The sequence below is a fragment of the Polyangiaceae bacterium genome (assembly GCA_016715885.1).
Taxonomy (GTDB): domain Bacteria; phylum Myxococcota_A; class Polyangia; order Polyangiales; family Polyangiaceae; genus Polyangium.
Genome location: JADJXL010000028.1, coordinates 500,978 through 518,763, shown reverse-complemented (window position 1 = coordinate 518,763; position 17,786 = coordinate 500,978). Strand labels below are relative to the sequence as shown.

Below are 17,786 nucleotides of genomic sequence, written 5' to 3'. Positions count from 1 at the left end.
ACACTTACGGCTGCACGAGTAGCCGAATGCGTGCCCCTTCCCAATAACTGACACCGTAAAGCGGCGCGTCGTCACCGAGCATTTCCAACTCGATGACGCCCTGCTCTTCCAATCGTAGCAAGACGACCGTCAATCGACGAGCAAATGGCATTTCGTGGAGCCGTTCGCGTAAGCGGCGCACCGAAATGGTGCCATTCGCATCAGGGCACATGCGTGACAATGCGAATGCGACGACACCCTCGGCGAATACATCATCGCCGCGCGCGTGAAGCATCTGCGTCGCCTTGGCAATGAGAAGCGCGGCCCGCACGTATTCCGGCGGCGCCCGCATGATTTCCAGCAGCATACGCTCGCCCCATTCTTCAGGGCTCAGAACGCCCGCGGATAGTCGTGTCGATTCGTTAGCGTTTCGTGTCGGTATGGGCGGGAGACGATCAGTTAATCGCGGGCGCTGAAATGCTCTCCAAATGTCGCGTCCCATTTCGCGCAACCGCGCACCCAAACGCTCGAATGCGGACGACGGCGTCACGTCGACAACCGTATCGCGTGGCGTCGATTCCGGTAATGTTTGCCTCTCGTGAATCGTTGCGTCATACGTCGTCGCCGCGTGCACTTCATTTCCAACGACCGCCATCGTCATGGGCTTTTGCGTGATGACCTGGGTCACCGGTTCGTAATCATCGTCGTTCATCGGCGCAGTGGCCATGACGCGCTCCATTGCCCACCCAAGCGCCTGTTGGGAGAAAAATCCCGTCCCCAAGCCGGCTGCGGCGTTGTTCTTGCCCAAGCGAACACCACAGCCGACTGGGGACAGGAGGGGGACCATGCCACGACGATTGCCGTCCCCGTAGGAGTCGCGCATGCGCAAACCCTCCGCGACCAACAAGCGTCCCAGCGTCGCCCCTTTCAACGGCACGGCGGCGAAGAGGTAACGAAAATTCTTCATCTACCGCTGAGCGGGGACCACATGATGATTTGATGGCCAGAAACCAAAATTCCTTGTTACCATTCTGAACGCGCGACGTTGTTGCGAGGGATGATGCCCAAGCCCATGTCTACCGAATGTGTCGCCCCCCCTGCACTCCTGTTCGAGGTGCTCGCCCTTCGCCCCGAAATCGAACGCATCCTGGCCGAAGAACCTGGTCTTCGCAGCGCGCCCTGCATGCACGACAAAGTGCAGCTCGTGCTGCTCAAGATTTGGCGGCACCTGGACACGTACGAGCCCCATACGGACGGAATGCGCCCCTGGGTTTCACGCATTGCACAAAATGTGAAGCTCGATGCTGCCCGTGCAAAAACGAGACGACTCGCAGCTTTTGGATACGAACGGGTCGACCCGGACGACGTGCACCATGCAGTCGCATGCCCTGAACGCCGCGCGCGCGCTCATGTGTTGCTGCGCAAGGTCATCCCCGTAATCCAGACGATGCCTGAAGCATTACGCCTGGTTTTGGTGCTCGTGGCCTTCGGACGCCTGGACCATGAGCAGGTGGCTGCGAAGCTCGACATCAGCGTGCCCGCCGTCAAAATGCGGCTGTCGCGTGCGCGCGACCATCTACGCGAGAAGCTCGGTTCCTTGGACGACCATTTGGCAGTCCTTGCACCAGTTCCCGCCATTGCGCCACAAGCCACGCCAAGCATCCCCCGCCGGGCGCTTACGCTGGGCAATCACTTCGTGCACTTGTGGCCGCCGTTTCTCGCGGGTGCGCTGGCATTGTCGCAATTCGAGACGCCGAATGTGTCCATATCGTCGCTCTCCGTCGCAATGACTTCGAACGATCGACCGCCAGCCATAACGGCGCCCAATGTCGTCGATGTCGACCAACGGGACGTGCACCGCATACAACCTGCAAAACAGCCAGTTGCAATGCGGCAACCACGCGCGCAACCGAAAGCAAAGCCGAACGTAGTCTCGGCGCCAGCTGTAGGACCATGCCAGGATCGTCGACGTCGATTTGCATCTGGCTTGGCCGCGGTCGCGTCCCCTGCCATGCCGCCGGTGTGAAAGTGGTTCTCGTTTCTTTCTGCGTGCACTCGGCGCGTGCGTACCTTTTTCTTGTCCGCCTCTTCTGGGGTTCCTATCGTCTGCGCGTGCCGAGGACATCGTCCCGAATCCAGGCCGTCGGCCAACAGGGACACGCCTAAGTCGGGAGTTCATTGCGCGCGTCGCCATGGGCGACCGAGCGCGCCCTGCGGATCCCAGAAGTCATGCCTTGCGCGTTCGCCTTTCCAGCCGATCCAGATGTTGTTCCCGCCTGGGCGTGTTGCGAACTGGGGCTGAGACCCATGCAGCCGACGTGCTCGAAGCGCTTATTGGGCGAGACCACTAGCGGAAGACCGGGTCTTCATGTGCCGTGCACGTGAGATAGCTCAGGCGCCTGGCGCGTGGATCGACGTGACCATCTAGCACATGGGAGTGGCATCCCCCTTGACGGCGCACCGAATCAGAAACGCCTATCGGGCTTCACGCTCTTTCTCCTCGACGGAAACACGAGATTCGGTGAGCCTCGATGGTTATGAAGACGGGAGCGTGGTCTTCACGGTCGAGCCAACCGAACATCCTGTCGTCACTTTGCCCTTCGACAAGCCGCCGGTTTCCGGCGTTCCCTGCGTCACCGCTGCCTCCGCTCGCGCCGCCGAGCCCCCTTGTCAGAACTTCGTGTCTGGGGATCCGAACTATTCGCCGAAAGAAGATCCGTTCTACGTTTCACCTGATGTCAAGAAAGCGAGCGGAAGCAGCCATCGCAGCTCGTCCTCGTGATCCCAAGGTAGATCTTCGCTCGTCGTGTTTGGCTTGCCACGTGGATGCCCGCCGTGGGTGTCGTGCCCGTTGGCATGGTAGCCAAACCGAATTTTCGCTGGGTGCCGAAGGGCAGCTCGCATGGTTGACCCTGGCGTTTTGTCTGGACCACCATGAACGCCATGACCGCAGGGCCCGCTCATTCCCGTGTGGCCATCTGAAATGGTTTTCGGGACCGCGAAGGGATCGGGCGATTCGCGTTTTGCCATTGGCTGGGCAGGCACGTCGTTGCGCGGTCAGGGTGGGCCGGAAAGCTTGGGCGCGGCGTGCCTCGCGTCGGGCGGTCCCATCGTTTGGTGTGGCGGCAACGGTTCGACGTCTTGATTCTGAACCGTCTCGGCCATCGAGTTGCGTCTGGAAGGCCGCGGTTCGTGAACCAACCGCCGCTCATGTTGGTTCGCAGGTGATCGCTGGATGGGAGTTCTGAATCTTGGTGGTGATGCCAGGTATATTCTTCTGCTCTCACGTTCCTTCGTAATGTGTTCGGCTTTGTCGGCTGCCTTGCTGTCCTTGCCGTAATCCCCGGAAACTCAATCTGCAGATCTTTCACCGTGGGGTGTCTGGACCGGCCTGAAGCCGGAAGGACCCATGACTCTTGTCTGGGCCTCGATCCCGCGTCGTGGCGTCCATGCGGCGACGGTTCGTGCGCGCCGAAAGCAACTGGCCAGAGCGCGGGCCTCTTTAATCATGTGCCCGTGACGCTGTACGTCGGTCCAAATGACGACACGCCGCTCGAATGCCCGCCGGGCGCGCCTACCGAGAAGTGGCGCCTCTACGATGAGCTCGTTGCGCCGCCTGCGAAATGCGAAGCCTGCGCGTGCGCGGCATCGAAAGGCGAATGCTCGCAGCCGTCGGAGAAGATCGAGATCCGTGCGGGTGCGTGTGGCGAAAGTAGCGTTGCATCGTCGCCGTTCGACGGGCCGCCGAATTGGACCGGAACGTGTTCGAGCGAAGGAGGTTTGTCCGCGGGTACGATGTGCGGAAACGAGCTATGTGCGCAATCCGTTTGGGCTTCGCCGCTGCCTCCGCCGAAAGACGACGCGTGTTTGCCGACGACAGCGGTTCCTTTGTCCACCAAAGAGTTTGCTTGGCAGATGCGTGCCATCGCTTGCGAGGCTGAAACGCCAACCGGTGCTTGTAAGTCGACAACGCAATACTGTGCTGCCGAACCGGGTCCCGAGTGGCGTACTTGTGTGTACGAAAAGGGCGTGTACAGCCTGAGCGACTGCCCTGACGAGTACAACGCGAGCGTGCATCACCTTTACCCGCACGAGCCGATTGACGATCGTGGGTGCACCGCGTGCGCATGCGGCGTGCCCGTGGGCAGCGCGTGCATCGGCATGATGCGGCTCTACAACGACGCGGCATGTTCCACAGAACTTGTCAACCTGCTTCTTGGCTCGATGAGCGAAAACTGTACGGGCGTCATCCCGGCAGGTAGCGCCATCGGCGCCAAATGGCGATTGATTCATGTCCTTCGATGCTGGCACGTGGCGTACAACCGGCGCCGACAAAGGGCGCCGCGAGCGGCAACACCGCCAGTGCGGTCACGTTCTGCTGCATGAAGTCGTCGCCCCCCAAGCAGCCGCAATCGCTGCCGGAGTAGCACGGGCTTTCACGCATTCCCGCGTGGCGTCGCGTTTTCCCGTTATACGCGTGAACCCACAAGCAGGGTGCAGTTCTTTCAAATCTAATTCCTGGCGCCAATGCCCACCCGCTTTTTGTGCCCATCCATGATCAGCGCGACAAACCCGTTTCGAAGCGTGACCGCACCTTCAACGTTTTACCATCCACTTCCAGTCGAGCGGTGATGTGACGTCATTCGGTCGCACGCGTTCGATCTCGGCGTTCGGACCTGCGGAAAGCCGCCGCAGAATCAAAAACACCGCCTCGGCGTCGTTCGTCTTCGCGCCTTCACACACCTCCGCGAGCGACAATGCCGCGCCCGATCGCGCTTCGAGAACATCCACCACCCGATGCATCAGATCGATCACTTCGGCAGCGGCCTTCTTTCCCGCTTCGACGCCGGGCTGATGATACGCGTTGATGTCGATGAGCTCCGCGTAGATTCCCACGGTCCGCTCATAAAGCGCGATGAGCGCTCCGAGCGATTGCGCATCCAGCGTTTCGAGCGTGATCGTGATCGATGCGCGCCCACGTTCGGCAAGCGCTCGCCTCGTACCTTGGAAAAACCCAGCCAAGTAATCGCCCGATGTCGTGCGCGGCTCCACTTCGATACGGCTTCGCCCGGGCGCTCGATCCTCGAGCACCTCGATGAACGTCACGAAGAAGTTGTCGATCCCATCCCGAAGCTGCTGCACGTACGCGTGTTGATCCGTCGAACCTTTGTTCCCGTACACGCTGATGCCTTGCCACACCTCTTTTCCTTGGCGATCCAACCGTTTGCCCAGGGACTCCATCACGAGCTGCTGCGCATAACGGCTGAACAGTTCGAGCCGGTCCTTGTAGGGCAAAAGCACCATGTCTTTCTTGCCCGAACCGCTCGTTGCCGAATACCACGCGGCCGCCAACTGTCCCGCAAGGTTTGTCTTCGTAGAACCCGATCGCGTCGCTTCGTCCATCCATCGAGCGCCCCGAAGCATCGCTTCGACATCGATCCCTTGAAGAGCCGCTGGCAATAGACCGACCGCCGACAGTTCGCTCGTCCTCCCACCAACCCAATCCCACATCGGAAATCGCGCGAGAAATCCGCGTTCCTTTGCATATCGATCGAGCTCGCTGCCCTCGCCCGTCACGGCCACCGCATGTTTGCTGAAGTCGAGTCCGCGACGTTCGTACGCCGCTTTTGCTTCGAGCATGCCGTTGCGCGTTTCCTTCGTTCCGCCCGATTTGGAGATCACGACGGTCATCGTCGTTGCGAGATCGTCGCCGAGCGCATCGATCGTTCGATCGAAGCCGTCGGGATCGGTGTTGTCGAAGAACCATGGTTTCATGGCGTCCTTGGTCGACCCGAGCGCCGCTGCGACAAGCTCGGGACCCAGCGCCGATCCTCCGATGCCAATCACGAGCAGGTGTCGAAAACGGCTCGATGATGCGGGTTTTACGCGCCCCGCGTGCACGTCGGCGGCGAAGTCGAGGATGCGCTTTTCGGTCGTGCGAATGGCATTCGTGATGTCGGCACTTGGCGCAAGCTCCGGAGCGCGTAGCCAGTAGTGCCCAACCATGCGGTTTTCATCGGCGTTTGCGATCGCGCCAGCTTCGAGCTTTGCCATGGCATCGTAGGCGCCGACGAGGCGCGGCTCGAGCGAATCGACGAAGCCGGGGGCGAAGCCGACGAGGCTCGTGTCGAGCCATATTCCCAGCCGCTCGTCGTGATGAAGGTGTGTGCTGAATTGCTCGATGGGCTGGATCATCGTGAGCTCCGGACGTGGGGTGTTGTTCTAGGAACGGCTGCTTTTCAGTTTACTTGTAGCAGTCATGGGCGTTGCTGCCGAGGTTGTTGGAACCACGCAAAATCTGCGTTCAGGTTTCATGTGCTGGCGTGTCTGCTCGATGCGCGTTATTTCGGTGCTCGACCCCAATGCAATCCAAGCCGCTTGATTTCGGTGTCAACGCAGGGTTCGTCGAAGAACTCTACGCGCAGTACCAAGAAAACCCCGAGAAGGTCGACGCGAGTTGGCGGTCGTTCTTCGAGGCGCAGCGTGGTGTCGTCGCGCCAGGGCAGCCCGTTTATCAAAAGAATGGTGCAGCTCGGCCGGTGCAAACGCTGGCGTACGAGCCCGAGCGCAAGGCGCCCATCGTGTCCGCGGCGCCGCCGAGCCCGGATCTGATGACCAAGGTTGCGACACGCGCTCGCGTCGTCCAACTCATCAACGCCTATCGAGTGCGTGGCCATCTGTTTGCCGACGTCGATCCGCTCGGCGTTGCTCCGTCGGCGCCACCGGAGCTCGAGCTTGCGAATTTCGAGCTCAGCGAAGCGGACTTGGACAGACAGTTTCCGACGGTCGATCTCGCTGGCACTCCGCCGACGTTGACCTTGCGCGAGATCATCGAGCGACTCGAAGAGACCTACTGCCGTTCGATCGGTGTCGAGTTCACGCACGTCGAAGATCCGACGCAACGCGTTTGGCTTCGCGAGAAAATGGAGTCGACGAAGAATCGACTCGAGCTCGATCGCGAGCGGCAACTGCGGATCCTGACGAAGCTTTCGGACGCCGAGATCTTCGAGCAGTTCATTCACCGGAGCTACGAAGCGGGAACGAAACGTTTTTCGCTCGAAGGTGGTGAAGCGTTGATCCCGCTGCTCGATTTGTTGATCGAGCGAGCTGGTGACGATGGGGTCGAAGAGATCGTGCTCGGCATGGCGCATCGCGGCCGCCTCAACGTGCTCGCGAACATTCTCGGCAAGAGCCCGCGCGAGATCTTTGCGCACTTCGAGGACGCCGATCCGGGGCGTTACTTGGGTGGTGGCGACGTCAAGTATCACCTTGGATATTCGTCCGATCGCGTCACCGAATCGGGTCGCAAGATTCATTTGACGCTGACGTTCAACCCGAGTCATCTCGAGTTTGTCAATCCGGTGGTCGAAGGGCGCGTACGGGCCAAGCAAGATCGGATTGGTGCGAAGACGGCGGAGCGCGCGGTGATGCCGCTGCTCATTCATGGCGATGCTGCCTTCATTGGGCAGGGCATCGTTGCCGAAACGCTGAACATGACGGGTCTCGAGGGGTACCGGACGGGCGGTACGATTCACGTGATCGTCAACAATCAGGTGGGATTCACGACGAACCCGAGCGAATCGCGATCGACGCGGTATTCGTCGGACATCACGCGGATGCTCAAGGTGCCGGTTTTCCACGTCAATGGCGAGGATCCCGAGGCCGTCGCGCAGGTCGCGCTCTTGGCGAGCGAATGGCGGCAAAAGTTTGGCATGGACGTCGTCATCGACATGTATTGTTATCGCCGTTATGGCCATAACGAGGGTGACGAGCCGCGATACACGCAGCCGCGCATGTATGCGATCATCGACAAGAAACCCACCGTTCGCCAAATGTACATCAAGCGTTTGGTCGCAATGGGGCAGATGAGCGAAGCGCAGGCAGACGAGATTCTCACGCGGCGTCGCGAGCTTCTCGCCAGCGCGCTCGATGAAGTGAAGCAAAAGGGATTTGCGCCGGTCACGTACACGATGGGTGGCGTGTGGACGTCGTACCGTGGCGGACGAGATGCGGACACGTCCGAGGTATCGACGGGTGTACCGCAGGACAAACTCATTGAGTTGTCTCGCAAAATGCTCGAGCTGCCTGGGAATTTCAAGGTTCATCCCAAGGTATTGCCCATTCTGAAGGCGCGGCACGATCGTCTCGTCAAGGGCGAGCCTTTCGATTGGGGTACGGGCGAAATGCTCGCCTACGCATCGCTCGTGTCGGAAAAGGTGCCGGTGCGCATTTCGGGACAAGACGTTCGTCGCGGAACGTTCAGCCATCGTCATGCGGTGATTTTCGACATCGAAACGGGCGAGCCGTTTACACCATTGTCGCGGGTCGTCGAGCCGCCGGCGAGGATCGACGTATTCAACAGTCCGCTCAGTGAAGCGGGCGTGCTCGGCTTCGAATTCGGCTACGCGCTCGATTACCCCGATGCGCTCGTGATTTGGGAGGCGCAATTCGGCGACTTCTTGAATGGTGCGCAAGTCATCGTCGATCAATTCATTACGTCGAGCGAGGACAAGTGGCATCGTCTTTCGGGCCTCGTGCTGTTCTTGCCGCACGGTTACGAAGGGCAGGGGCCGGAGCATTCGAGTGCTCGGATGGAGCGCTTTCTGCAAAACAGCGCCGAGGACAACATTCAAGTTTGTAACCTCACGACGCCCGCGCAGCTCTTCCATTGTTTGCGCCGGCAAATTCATCGGCCGTGGCGCAAGCCGCTCGTCATTGCCACGCCGAAGAGCCTCTTGCGTGTCGCAACGACGGCAAAAGGGCCGCGACCGGTGTCCACGATCGACGATCTCGTCAATGGCCGATTCCAGCGCGTGATTGGGGATCCCGCGGTGGATCCGGCGCACGTGAAGAAAATCCTCTTGTGCTCGGGCAAGGTGTATTACGACCTTGCGGTGGCCCGGGAGCAACGCGGCATCACGGATGTGGCGATCGTGCGTCTCGAGCAGCTTTTCCCGTACAATCACGAGCTCACCGATGCGCTTGCGCCTTATGCCGACGGCACGAAGCTTGTGTGGGTGCAAGAAGAACCCGTCAATTACGGCGCGTGGTATTACATCAATTGCACGTTGCCGCAGGCGATTGGAGGCCGTCTTCCGCTTTCCGTCGTGGGGCGCAGCCCGAGCGCGAGTCCCGCGACGGGGTCGAAGGCGAGCCACACGTTCGAGCAGAAGAAGCTCATCGACGAAGCGTTTGCTTGATCTGAAGGAGGCTTTTCATGTTCTCGAGCGTCACGAAACACATTGCAATGGGAGCGCTGTTCTGTTCGCTGCTGGCTGCTTGTGGCCCGGAGGCAGCGGAGCCCGAATATGGGTTTGGCGAAGCGGACATGCAGAATGCAATCGTGGGCGATTGGTCGGGAACGTTGACGCTCACGGGGCAAATGCCGACGTCGTTCACGCTTTCGATCGCACGCGTTCCTTCCATGCAGCCGGCGTGCGGCAGCCGCACGTTCAGCGCGCCGGCTTGTGTCGAGACGTCTTCGATGACGCTCAATGCAACGCTCACGACAGCCGACAAGACGTTCGACGCTGTCAGCCTTCAAGGCGACTTCATGGTGATTGGCCTCGAAATGAACAATGGCGAATTGTCGCTGGCGGGCAGTGGCGTCAATCTCACCGGCGGTATCGAAGTCGACAAGACATCGCAAACACTTACGGTATCGGGTACTCAATCGGGCTCGGCCACGATGCAGCGGTAGGGCCTCACCCCGGCCTCACCCCGGCCTCACCCCGGCCTCACCCCGGCCTCACCCCGGCCTCACCCCGGCCTCACCCCGGCCTCACCCCGGCCTCACCCCCTAGCCCCCTCTCCGCAAGCGGAGAGGGGGAACATGCCTCACCCCCCGGCCCCCTCTCCGCAAGCGGAGAGGGGGTGAGGCATGGTATTCCGCGACCGAGCGGCGTATCATCGGCCGCGATGCAAACGTTTGCATCGCGGGAGGCGGAGGACATCATGGCACTGGATGCGCTGGTGGTTGGGGCGGGGCCCGTGGGTCTCGTCATGGCGTCGGAGCTCCGACGGCATGGGCTGTCGTGCAGAATCATCGACAAGAACGACAGTCCGTCGATCTGGTCCAAGGCGCAGATCATTCACGCTAGAACGCTCGAATGCTTCCAAGACATGGGCGTCGTCGACGATGCGTTGGCCAAAGGTCGCCAAGTTTCGGGCGCTCGCATCATGACGCCGCAATTGGAGAAGATCGGGCGGGTTTCCCTGGGCGGCATCGATTCTCCGTATCCATATTTTCTGAGTTTGTCGCAGCGCGAGACCGAGATCATCTTGGCCGAGCACCTCGAACGCAAATACGATACGCGTATCGAGCGCAATGTCACGCTCGAAGGTTTTTCCCAGGGCGCGGACGGTGTCCTTGCCAAACTCGTTCATGTCGATGGGTCGGCGGAAGAAGTCCGCGTGCCATGGCTTCTCGGATGCGATGGGGCGCACAGCGCCGTCCGCAAAACGCTTGGTTTGCCCTTCGACGGGTCGACCTATGACTATCGGATCATCCAAGCTGACGTGCGCGTCGATTTGCCCATTACGGTGCACGACGACGAAATTGCGGTTTTTCTGGGCCCCGCAGGCATGATCGGGTTTTTCCCGTTGCCTGGCGATCATCGTTATCGGCTCCTTGCGTTCCTCGAGCCCGGCGACGAGCGTCCCGTCGAGCTCGAATCATTCAAAGCATTGCTTGCCGAGCGTGGACCGGCGGGCGCCGAGGTTTCGGATCCCAAGTGGATGATCGATTTCAAGATCCACTGCCGGTTGGTCCCTAGATATCGCGTCGGGCGTGTGTTTCTTTCGGGCGATGCGGCGCATATTCATAGCCCGGCCGGTGGTCAAGGGATGAACATGGGCATTCAGGATGCCTACAACCTCGCCTGGAAAATCGCGCTCGTTCACCGAGGAAAAGCCAAAGAAGTGCTTCTCGATTCATACGAAGCCGAGCGACGTCCCATTGCCGAGGCGACCTTGCGGTCCACGGACGCGGGCACGCGAGGGTTCGTTACGGCACTATCGCTCAAGAACTCGATTGCAACGAGCATTCGGAATCATCTCGTGAGTTTCGTGACGAGCCTCGAAATGGTCAAGGAACGCGCGGGTCGCGTCATGTCCCAAATCGAGATCGCGTACCCGAAGAGTCCCATTGTCGGACAAGATCAGGTCTCGTTGTGGTCGGTTCCTTTGAATGGGGGTGGCGAGAATCCAAGTTTGTCCGATTGGATCCATTTTGGCGACGGGCCAGCCCCGGGGAGCCGCGTGCCGGATGTGCTCATTGGCGAAAAAACGGTCTTCGAAGTGCTTCGCGGCACGCGGCACACGCTATTCTGCTTCGACGGCGCCGCGCGGACCGAAGAAGGTTACCATCGTCTCGGCCAGATCATTCAGCAAGCCAAGTCTCGTTTGGGAGACGGCATCGAAGGTTACGTCGTCGTGCCATTTGCGGAGCGTCCCGAAGCGCTTTCGGCGGACGTACCGGTGCTGTGTGATGGCGAGGGCGAGCTTCATCGTCGCTTTGGAGCGCGTTCCGAATGCTTGTACCTGATTCGGCCCGATGGCTACGTCGCATACCGTTGCCAACCGGCCGATGAGCATCGGTTCTCGGCGTATCTCGACCGCCTGTTCGTGTGAAAAACGTAATTCAAATCACGCTCATCTGCCCACATCTCGAGTTCCTTTGATCGCCGTTTTGGTCGTATCATTGCTCGATGCGATTCAAAACGGTCGATCCAAAGGTAGCTGAACACGCGGTCGAACGGCGCGGATTCATCACGGTTCCGCTCGACTACCAAAGCCCTGGTGGTGCAACCATCGACCTTTTCTACCGGCTGATTCCGGCGCACGGCTCCACGGTCGATGATCGCGACAAACCGGTCGTCGTCGTCATCAATGGCGGCCCCGGCATTCCAGCCTCCTTTTATCGCCCGCTCGACTTTGACTACGCGACGAATTCGATGCCCCACGGCGGTCTCGATCGCTTCAAGTATCTCCTGCAAGGCTTCCGCGTATTGATTGTTGATCAACGCGGCACCGATGGTTGTTCCGCGCCGCTCGACATGGACGATCCGGCCTTGGATCCCGTATTCATTGCCAAATATTTTTCTTCCGACAGTCATGCGCGCGATTACCGTGCCGTCATCGACGCCCTCATTCCCGAGGGTCAGCGGTTTTTCATCATTGCGCAGAGTTACGGAGGCATGCCGGGCATGCAGTTTCTGGCCTTTCCTGGGCGGCGTGCAAACGGAATCGTTTTTTCGAGCTCCGCGCTGCCTTTCGAGGATCCGCTTCGTGCGGCGTTGGCGCGTCGTCGAGAGCAACTGCGCCTCAATTTGCAATTGCAGAAAGCAGTCCCCGACATCGCCGACCGTACGGCTCGCGTCCGCGCGCATTACGAGGCGCTCGGGCTCGATCCGGCCATCATTCATGGCCTCTTCGTATTGCTCGGCAAAGACGTTCCCGGCATATGGGAACCCGGCGTCGTCGCACGGCTCGACAAAATTCTTTCGCAGTCGCGAGAGCAAATCCTCGAAGACGTCGAAGCTGGTCAAGAAGCACCCAATCTTCTCAATTACATCTTGTCGAGCGTCAATTTTTCACCAGGATACACCGATCGCACGCTCGCAGCCTTGGGGTCGCGTGAAATACCCTTCGAGCCGTGGATGATCGACGAAAACGTCATGCTCATGCAAACGGGCCAGGATGGAACGTGGCGCCAAGAGCTCATCAATGCATTCGATGCGGCTCCTCCTCAGGGAACGCCATTTCCCACGCTCGACGAATTGCGCGAAGCAATATCCTGCAATCAATTACTCTTTACTGCAGCCGACAATGATGCATTCGTTCCGGCCGACAACTACCGAGAGGTCGTCGAGCGATTCCTCGTTTCTGGTCATACGGAAGTTCGCACGCTGCCGGGCGGTCACAGTGCGATATTTCTCGAGAAAGGCTACGAAGCTTTCGTCGAATGGTCGCGGGACAAATAGCGACGTCTCGCGATTACGACGTCTTCGCTCCCCGCTTTCGTCGTCCTTCTGCTGCCGGCGCCGTTCGTCGAGCGCGTCGCGCGCTGCCAGGCGGCGGCGAAAACCCTGCCGCTTCCAAGTCGCGCAATGAGACGGCCCTCGCGTCCGCTGGAGTTGCCATTGCGGCCCGCAAAAGGAGCGCGTCGAGCTCCACGTCATTGCCCGGAAAGTTGTATTCCACAATCGCGGCCATCGCATGCGGCTCGATTCCCAGAGGTGCCCCCCGAATGCGTTGCCCCAAACGCGTGAGTTTGTCCAGGATGAGCAGCGAAAGATCCTCCGCGCGCGCCGAAATTTCCGGCAATGCAACGGCGCGATCGCCCAGCCGATCCGCAAAGACCTCCACGAGCTTCCCATTCGCTGCGAGGGAATCCACTGTTCCTGGTAAAACGACGACCAATCCAAAGTCGTCGCGCGCTGCCGAGGCAATCCGCATTTGCACGAGCGCCGGGAGCAGATGCGCATCCACCAGGACGAGCGTCCCTCCGGCGGCTGCCGTCATCGGATTCGTCACCCTATCCTGCCACTTGGCCACGTCGTGCTCGGCTGCATTGCCTCCATCGATCACCACCATCACGCCCATTTTTCGCGGTGATGCAAGATGGACGAGCGCCGCCCACGCCACGACGTCGATTCCCGGTGCGGACACCAGCGTCACCGCGTCGTTTGTCTGGGCAAGCCATTCCAAACGTTGCACCGCGGCTCGCGCGGCAGGGCTGTACACGGCCACGCGCGCCGGCCGTTCGAGCAGTTGCGCAATGGCCAAAAACTGCCCCTGAATGCGCCCGAGCTCCCTTTCGAGCTTCTGCCGGTCGAGCTCGACCTGCGTTACGCCGCTCTGCGCAGACAACTCACGCTCGCGCGACCGCGCAAGCATCGACGACACGCCCAGCACCGCACCCAAGCGATCCGATAGCTCCCGCAGCGCTCGCACCTCGGCCAGCGTCGAAGGCGCCGTCCGCGCGCCTCGAGGCACGACCACCGCACCGATCGGACCATCCGCATCACGCACGACACTCACGGCGAGAAGCCCGCGCTCCTCCATCCACGCCATCAGCGGACGCACTTCGGGCCTTCGCACTGCGACCGATGCGAGCGCTTCGATGCGCATGACGCGTGCCGGTTCTTCATCCGCAAGTGCCACGAGCCGCGGCGGAACTTCTGCTTTCAGCGTTTGCATGTAGCCCGCTCGGTCCACGCTGAGCCGTTCCGGAGGGAAAAACCTGTACAAGGCTGCTGGTTCGCCATTACTGCCGAGCACGTCGCGCATCTCGAACAGAGCGCGTCTCAGCGCTTCTTCAGGATCGGGCGTCATCGCAGCGCGCGTTGCCGAACGAAGCGCTTCGGCGAGCCGTCCGCGCGAAGGACCATCACGTCGAGCAACGCGTCGTGCAACGAGCGCGGATGCGGCCCCTACGCCGGCGCTGGCGAACGCGATGTGCCCTGCGAGATCCGGGCGTTTGTGTACGAGAAAAACCACGCCCAGCGCAACCGGCATCACGATGATTGCTGCTGCAACGATCGTCCGCAAGAGCCGCAGCGCAGCCTCGGGCTCGCGCGTTGTCGCCGCGTAGGTGCTCGCGCACGATGCGACGACGACCGAGAGCGGCAGCACTCGTTCCGGCGAAAGCACATGCACGGCGGCTGCGAGCACGCCCGCGGCAAGCGCCACCGATGTCACCCAGAGCGCCGCACGCGCGCGTTCTCGAACGCCGAGCTCGGCACGACGAACCGTTGCCGTTCGCGCCGCCGCGAAGAGCCCCACGCCAAGAGATCCAAGCGATGCCACCACCGTCGCGTAGTCGAGCACCAGCGGGTCGAGCTCCTCCGAGCGCTCGGGGAGCACAGCCTTTGCACCGGGCAACGCGACTGCGACGATCCAGAAGAGCGCCGTGAACACGACCGCATCGAGCCGTTGTACCGCTCGGTCCGGCATCGCCACGCCTCCGAGCGGCGCGATACGCGCAAGAGCCCAAAGCGAGCCGATGGCCGTCATTGCCGCGCCCAGGTTTTCTCCCGCGACAAACCCCGCCGAATGCGGCCCGGCGGATGATGCTGCGAAGAGCGCTGCGCCCGTGATCGTCAGCCGAGCCGCCCCGCGTAGCTCGGGAGTCGCAATGGCGGGCGTTACGTCGCTTCCCGCTGGCCCGGACAAACCGTTCGAAATCGTAACGTCATCGGTCGCTCGGAAGCCGACGAGACAAACCAAGAGCGACAGCCCGAGCGCCACCCAGCCCGCGGGTTCGCCACCCGTCGCTCGGAGACTGGCAATGGCTGCGTACGCGACGATGGCGGCTGCGATCCAGAACGAACGCTTTTGCCACGGCATCAGCGGGGAAAGGTAGCCGATGCGCGCTCATGGGGCCAAAAGCGCGGCCGATGTTTTGGCGTGATTCGGGGCGAGAGAAATGCGAAAAGCGCGAGGGGCGATCAGTACATCGAGCCGCTGCTCGAGCCCTGCGACGGACACACATCCGCGCCCGATACGTAACAAGTGTTCGTGCCAATGTCGCAACAGTTGACGCCCACGGGCGGTACGGAGCAGTTGCTTTGGCAGTCGGCATCCGCCGAACACGGCACGGAGCAGACGCCACCGCCGCCACTGCTGCTGCTCGAAGAGCTCGCGGAGCTCGCGCTGCTAGCCGAGCTCGACGAGCTCGACCCCACCGAAATGCCGCCGCCGTTTCCACCGTTTCCGGTGTTCTCGCCGCCTCCGCCGTCTCCACCGCCGCCGGAGGGCTGGTTGCCAAACTGGGTCGTATCTCCTTCCGCACACGCGGCGAAGCTGAGTCCACAGAGCCCAATCGCTAGAAGAAGGATGCTGGCGTGTTTCACGGGATTGTGTTTTGAAGCTACACGAATGCCCGGCTGTACACAACTTCCAACCCTGGGTGTCTTCGATGAATGACGACGCTCGGGGCAACTCGGAAGCGCAGCCGGACGCGACGATTCGAGCGACGACGGAACCTGTGGAAGGGAATGCAACGCGCCCGACACGCCAAGGTTTCAAACGCCCTTGGATGAGTTTGGCGCTCGTCGTGCTTTGCGCGGCAGTGGTCTTTTTTCCAGCGCTCCGCTCGCCGTTCATCTCCGACGACTACCTCCACGCGTCGATGATCGACGGCACGTTCCCGGGCAAACGCGGCATCTTCGACCTGTACGACTTCATCAATGATGCCGATCGCGCCGTCCTCGCCGAGCGAGGAATGATCACGTGGTGGGCCGATCCAGAGCTCGAGATCCGATTCTTCCGGCCGCTCGCGAGCGCGCTGCGCTGGGGCGAGCACCTCGTGCTGGGTCGCAACACGCTCCTTCTCCATCTGCATTCGTTCGCGTGGTGGTTTGCCGCGGTGCTCGCGGCGCGCGCACTTTTTCTGCGCGCGCTCGGGTCACGAGCTGCGTTCATCGCGACGTTCATCTTCGCGCTCGCGCCTTGTCACGTCATGCCCTTGGCGTGGCTTGCCAATCGCGAAGTGTTCATGTCGCTCGCATTCGGCACATTTGCTTTGAATGCATACGTTCGATATCGCGACGAACGTGCATGGCGTCACGGTCTCCTCGCGTTCGTCCTGTTCGCGCTTGCCCTCTTTTCTGGCGAATATGCGCTGAGTTTTGCAGGGTTTGTCCTGGCGTTCGAGGTGGGGTTCGGGGCGAAGGGCGCCGAAGGCGACCCGAAGCCCCAAATGTTCAACCAGGGTCTGCGGCGCGAAAGCATCACGCGTCGCGCCGTCGGTCTTCTCCCGTTCGTCGTGCCGACCGTCGTCTACATGGCCACGCGTGCGGCGCTCGACTACGGCTCGCGCGGCTCGGGCTACTACACCGATCCACTGCGCGATCCCATTCGGTTTCTGACCGTCGCGCCGCGAAGGTTCGTCACGCTCTCGGCAAACGCGTGGATGTCGCTCGATTACGAGTCGCTGGATTCCACCGCATCTCCATGGCTGCTCGTGGCATTGTTCGTCGTCGGTACGCCTGTCGTCGTCGTCGCGATGCGAAGTGTCCTCGCCGCGCTCGATGACGCGCGCCGTCGCTGGTTCTGGTTCTTCGCCATCGGATCGCTGCTCGCGGTCATTCCCGTCATGGCCGTGTCTCCATCGCCGCGCGTGCTGGGTACGAGCATGCTCGGCGTAGCGCCGCTCGTCGCGATGCTGCTCGATCACGTGTGGTTTGTCTCGGAACCAAGGCGCAACGATCGAGGTGCGGCCGTGCAAATCACAGGATTTGCGGCGATCATGCTGGGCTTCGCGCACCTCGTGCACGCGCCCGGGGCATCATGGCTTTCTGCGCGCCGAATCCGCAGTCACGGCGAGGACTTCATCAAGAATGCCGAAGCGTTGCGCGAGCAAATCGGGACGCCTTCGAACACGGAAGTGATCGTCGTACGTGGCGTGGTGAACGCGTTCTACATGCCCTTCGTTCTCGATCCGTTCGGCCGACTGCCCGTGCGTTGGCGCATCCTTTCGCAAACGAGCCATGCGCTCGTGCTTCGTCGAGGTCCTCGAACGCTCGACATCATCGTTCGTCCCAATGACCGTGTTTATTCGAGCGGTCCGGACCATCTCTTCAGACAAGACCACTCGACATGGGCCGTGGGGAACGTTGCCACGATGCCCGGCGTGCGTATGACCATTCTCGCGGTGGGAACCGCGGGGCCGCGCATCGTTCGTTACGAGTTCGATCGGGATCTCGAGTCTCCGACGTTCACGTGGCTCGCCGAAAATTCCGACGGATTTTCCGTCGAGAAACCACTAGGCATCGGGTTTGGCAAACCGTACGATCTTTGAC

General features: G+C 61.1%; 12 protein-coding genes. 9 read left to right on the top strand and 3 right to left on the bottom strand.

Annotated elements, in window-relative coordinates; translation table 11 throughout:
* Positions 1–4: 4 nt before the first annotated feature.
* Positions 5–862, bottom strand: a complete 858-nt coding sequence (locus tag IPM54_43470; protein ID MBK9266635.1) for a hypothetical protein — start codon at positions 860–862, stop codon at positions 5–7.
* A gap of 189 nt (positions 863–1,051) precedes the next feature.
* On the opposite strand from IPM54_43470, the gene IPM54_43465 reads away from it, so the two are divergent.
* The 3 genes from IPM54_43465 to IPM54_43455 all read left to right on the top strand — a co-directional run bounded on the left by IPM54_43465 (position 1,052) and on the right by IPM54_43455 (position 4,365).
* Positions 1,052–2,005: a sigma-70 family RNA polymerase sigma factor gene (locus tag IPM54_43465; GenBank protein ID MBK9266634.1), complete on the top strand. Its 954-nt coding sequence runs from the start codon at positions 1,052–1,054 to the stop codon at positions 2,003–2,005.
* A 495-nt stretch (positions 2,006–2,500) separates the two neighbouring features.
* Complete coding sequence (locus IPM54_43460) at positions 2,501–2,761, top strand: hypothetical protein (GenBank protein ID MBK9266633.1); 261 nt, start codon at positions 2,501–2,503, stop codon at positions 2,759–2,761.
* 734 nt (positions 2,762–3,495) lie between these two features.
* On the top strand, positions 3,496–4,365 hold the full coding sequence (locus IPM54_43455; protein ID MBK9266632.1) for a hypothetical protein: 870 nt from the start codon (positions 3,496–3,498) through the stop codon (positions 4,363–4,365).
* Between the two features lie 210 nt (positions 4,366–4,575).
* On the opposite strand, the gene IPM54_43450 is transcribed toward IPM54_43455, so the two are convergent.
* Positions 4,576–6,174 carry a glucose-6-phosphate isomerase gene (locus tag IPM54_43450; protein MBK9266631.1) on the bottom strand — a complete coding sequence of 533 codons (1,599 nt, stop codon included), beginning with the start codon at positions 6,172–6,174 and terminating at the stop codon, positions 4,576–4,578.
* 167 nt (positions 6,175–6,341) lie between these two features.
* Here IPM54_43450 and IPM54_43445 point away from each other — a divergent pair, with 167 nt between their 5' ends.
* The 4 genes from IPM54_43445 (at position 6,342) to IPM54_43430 (ending at position 12,962) form a co-directional block, all read left to right on the top strand.
* Positions 6,342–9,179 carry a 2-oxoglutarate dehydrogenase E1 component gene (locus IPM54_43445; GenBank protein ID MBK9266630.1) on the top strand — a complete coding sequence of 946 codons (2,838 nt, stop codon included), beginning with the start codon at positions 6,342–6,344 and terminating at the stop codon, positions 9,177–9,179.
* A gap of 17 nt (positions 9,180–9,196) precedes the next feature.
* Entirely contained in the window at positions 9,197–9,679 is a 483-nt protein-coding gene (locus IPM54_43440) for a hypothetical protein (GenBank protein ID MBK9266629.1), read from the top strand.
* Positions 9,680–9,933: 254 nt separating this feature from the next.
* Complete coding sequence (locus IPM54_43435) at positions 9,934–11,610, top strand: FAD-dependent monooxygenase (GenBank protein ID MBK9266628.1); 1,677 nt, start codon at positions 9,934–9,936, stop codon at positions 11,608–11,610.
* Between the two features lie 77 nt (positions 11,611–11,687).
* Positions 11,688–12,962 (top strand): alpha/beta fold hydrolase, encoded by a 1,275-nt coding sequence (locus tag IPM54_43430; protein ID MBK9266627.1) that lies wholly within the window; start codon positions 11,688–11,690, stop codon positions 12,960–12,962.
* 13 nt (positions 12,963–12,975) lie between these two features.
* On the opposite strand, the gene IPM54_43425 is transcribed toward IPM54_43430, so the two are convergent.
* Entirely contained in the window at positions 12,976–15,330 is a 2,355-nt protein-coding gene (locus IPM54_43425) for a hypothetical protein (GenBank protein ID MBK9266626.1), read from the bottom strand.
* A 177-nt stretch (positions 15,331–15,507) separates the two neighbouring features.
* Here IPM54_43425 and IPM54_43420 point away from each other — a divergent pair, with 177 nt between their 5' ends.
* Complete coding sequence (locus IPM54_43420) at positions 15,508–15,909, top strand: hypothetical protein (protein ID MBK9266625.1); 402 nt, start codon at positions 15,508–15,510, stop codon at positions 15,907–15,909.
* Positions 15,902–17,785, top strand: coding sequence for a hypothetical protein (locus tag IPM54_43415; protein MBK9266624.1), 1,884 nt, complete (start codon positions 15,902–15,904; stop codon positions 17,783–17,785). The genes IPM54_43420 and IPM54_43415 overlap by 8 nt, the downstream gene beginning before the upstream one ends.
* Position 17,786 lies beyond the last annotated feature (1 nt).

Coding starts and splice junctions, on each gene's coding strand:
- IPM54_43425 (MBK9266626.1), bottom strand. CDS start 15,330: ATGCCGTGGCAAAAGCGTTCGTTCTGGATCGCAGCCGCCATCGTCGCG.
- IPM54_43445 (MBK9266630.1), top strand. CDS start 6,342: ATGCAATCCAAGCCGCTTGATTTCGGTGTCAACGCAGGGTTCGTCGAA.
- IPM54_43415 (MBK9266624.1), top strand. CDS start 15,902: ATGAATGACGACGCTCGGGGCAACTCGGAAGCGCAGCCGGACGCGACG.
- IPM54_43440 (MBK9266629.1), top strand. CDS start 9,197: ATGTTCTCGAGCGTCACGAAACACATTGCAATGGGAGCGCTGTTCTGT.
- IPM54_43430 (MBK9266627.1), top strand. CDS start 11,688: ATGCGATTCAAAACGGTCGATCCAAAGGTAGCTGAACACGCGGTCGAA.
- IPM54_43470 (MBK9266635.1), bottom strand. CDS start 862: ATGCGCGACTCCTACGGGGACGGCAATCGTCGTGGCATGGTCCCCCTC.
- IPM54_43420 (MBK9266625.1), top strand. CDS start 15,508: ATGTCGCAACAGTTGACGCCCACGGGCGGTACGGAGCAGTTGCTTTGG.
- IPM54_43450 (MBK9266631.1), bottom strand. CDS start 6,174: ATGATCCAGCCCATCGAGCAATTCAGCACACACCTTCATCACGACGAG.
- IPM54_43435 (MBK9266628.1), top strand. CDS start 9,934: ATGGCACTGGATGCGCTGGTGGTTGGGGCGGGGCCCGTGGGTCTCGTC.
- IPM54_43465 (MBK9266634.1), top strand. CDS start 1,052: ATGTCTACCGAATGTGTCGCCCCCCCTGCACTCCTGTTCGAGGTGCTC.